This window comes from Chamaesiphon sp. GL140_3_metabinner_50 (genome assembly GCF_025361915.1).
Lineage (GTDB): Bacteria > Cyanobacteriota > Cyanobacteriia > Cyanobacteriales > Chamaesiphonaceae > Chamaesiphon.
Map to the genome: position 1 here is coordinate 1 of NZ_JANYJC010000063.1, position 2115 is coordinate 2115.

Sequence of the window (2115 nt, forward strand, 5' to 3'; positions counted from 1 at the left end):
TGAAGCGGTAAGCATGAAAAATTTGCCGTCCCGATTTGACTAACTTTTGACGCTCGATCGAACCTACCCAGCTATCTAGACATTCCGGCGAATCGAAATGCACGATCGAGTACCATTTCACTACTGGATCTAGACATCTGAGCGGCGGACACAGATCGACTCGCATAAATCCAGGATGATTTTTAGCTCGATTTACCAGGCGATCGTGCCATCGTTTAAAGGCAAAATCTTTACCTTGGGGCGTAATATATTCAGTCACCAGACTTGAATAAAAAACTTGGTGCGTTCGAGCTTCGATCGTCGAATTCATAGCTGTATCATCCAAGCAATTACTATTTATCTGACATTGACTTGGATATGGCTATTTCTTCAGGGGCTGGCAAAAATATTTCTTTCTTAGTCATAAAAAACTGTCGCTTTTGCGCTGAAGTCATCGAGGTAAAAATCTCCTTTTTAGGCAATGACTTAAACACCGCCGCCAGTTTAGTTTTTTGATTTGGTGTCAGCATTAACGATTTAAATGCCTTGCGAATGCTGCCTTTATCGCTAACGATCGCAGTTTCGAGCTGTTTTTGTTGTTCTGGTGTCAGAATATTTTGAATCTGGGGTAAAATCGTCGTTTTCAACTGCTCGATCGCATCTACGGCTTTCTCAACTACTGGTGTGGTAGCTGTAGCGGCGATCGATGGCAATACTCCTACCCAATTAGTTGCGCCGAACATAATAACTAAACTGACTAAGATCGAAATAATAAATCGCTTCATATTTATACTCCTCATCGAAGTAAGATGATTAGATTGGATACAGTGTGAGTGTAAATAGATAATTTACTACGATTCAGCTTCACTTTTGACATCCGTTTTCGCTGTCGTTTTAGCTGCTTTTGCTTCAGCTTTGGCTAACTTTTTGGCTTTTTTGGCTTCAGCTTTAGCTAATTTTTTCGCCTTCTTTGCTTCAGCTTTAGCTAACTTTTTAGCTGCTTTAGCTTCAGCTTTAGTCGCTTTCTTCTCGGCTTTTGCAGTTGCCGCTGCGTCCTCATCTGTCGTGCCAGTTAATGTTTTGACTTGCTCTACCAGCGAGGGCTTGGCTTCAATTGTGGGGGTGCCGACATCTGCTAATAATACGCGGCTATTTTGTCCGGGTGCAGTCATAATAGCGGCTTGAGCGTCAACGGTTGGAATACTTGCCCACATGCCGACGATCGCGATCGAGATGGCAATTGCTACACTTAATTGATGAATGATTCGTGCGAACATATTATAGATCTCCGATTTGCAATCTAAATAACTGGGAATAGCGATTACATTCGATCGATTTAGTCGATCGTCTTAATTTAGGGAAAGATGCACCTAACAGCAACAACATCAAATCCGCGCTTAGAACATCTGGCTATGTTGTTAGTGGGTAGATCCCCCTAAATCCCCCTTAAAAAGGGGGACTTCCGGATCTGGTTCCCCCCTTAAAAAGGGGGGCTAGGGGGGATCTTCTAGGGTTTGCGAGTGCTACAACATCCTCTCAGAACATCTGACTATGATTACCCTCTAGCTCTGACTCAGTTGCCACCTCAGATCGTGGTTTGGGCAATTCGGCTGGTTTGGGGACGACTAAATTCAACACCAGCGAACAAATCGAACCAGTGGCAATACCCGACTCCAGCACGCTCTGAACGGCTGTAGGAAAGTGGTGCAGGGCTTCGGGAATAAACGTCACACCCAAGCCAGCGGCTAGCGAGATCGCCAAAATTACAAAAGATCGATTGTCCATCTCAACTTCGCGCAAAATATTGAAGCCAGCGACAGCCACTGTGCCAAACATCAGCATTACCGCGCCGCCAAATACCGAAGTCGGAATTGCCAGTAATACCCCACCCACCAACGGAAACAAACCTAGTAAAATGAGAATCGCCCCGATAAAATAGCCCACATAGCGGCTCCCAACTCCGGTAAGCTGAATGATGCCGTTATTTTGAGCGGGAGTAACGATCGGAAACGAGCCGACGATCGAAGCAAGCAGAGAATTGAAACCATCGCCCAAAATACCACCCTTCAATCGTTTCATATATTTACTACCTTCGATCGGTTCGCCTGATACCATCGATGTCGCGGTAATATCGCC

3 protein-coding genes and 1 pseudogene are annotated in these 2115 nt (G+C 45.0%); all 4 read right to left on the reverse strand.

Going from position 1 to position 2115, the window contains the following annotated elements; genetic code table 11:
* Nucleotides 1–310: pseudogene (locus Q0R35_RS03160) on the reverse strand (hypothetical protein); the annotation flags it as partial.
* Nucleotides 311–332: 22 nt separating this feature from the next.
* Nucleotides 333–764: a hypothetical protein gene (locus Q0R35_RS03165; protein WP_295614394.1), complete on the reverse strand. Its 432-nt coding sequence runs from the start codon at nucleotides 762–764 to the stop codon at nucleotides 333–335.
* A gap of 66 nt (nucleotides 765–830) precedes the next feature.
* The gene (locus tag Q0R35_RS03170; RefSeq protein WP_295614395.1) at nucleotides 831–1256 is read right to left on the reverse strand and encodes a hypothetical protein; all 426 of its coding nucleotides are present in this window, start codon (nucleotides 1254–1256) and stop codon (nucleotides 831–833) included.
* A 259-nt stretch (nucleotides 1257–1515) separates the two neighbouring features.
* Nucleotides 1516–2115, reverse strand: a 600-nt coding sequence (locus tag Q0R35_RS03175; RefSeq protein WP_295614397.1) for a solute carrier family 23 protein, incomplete at its 5' end; no start/stop codon positions are given.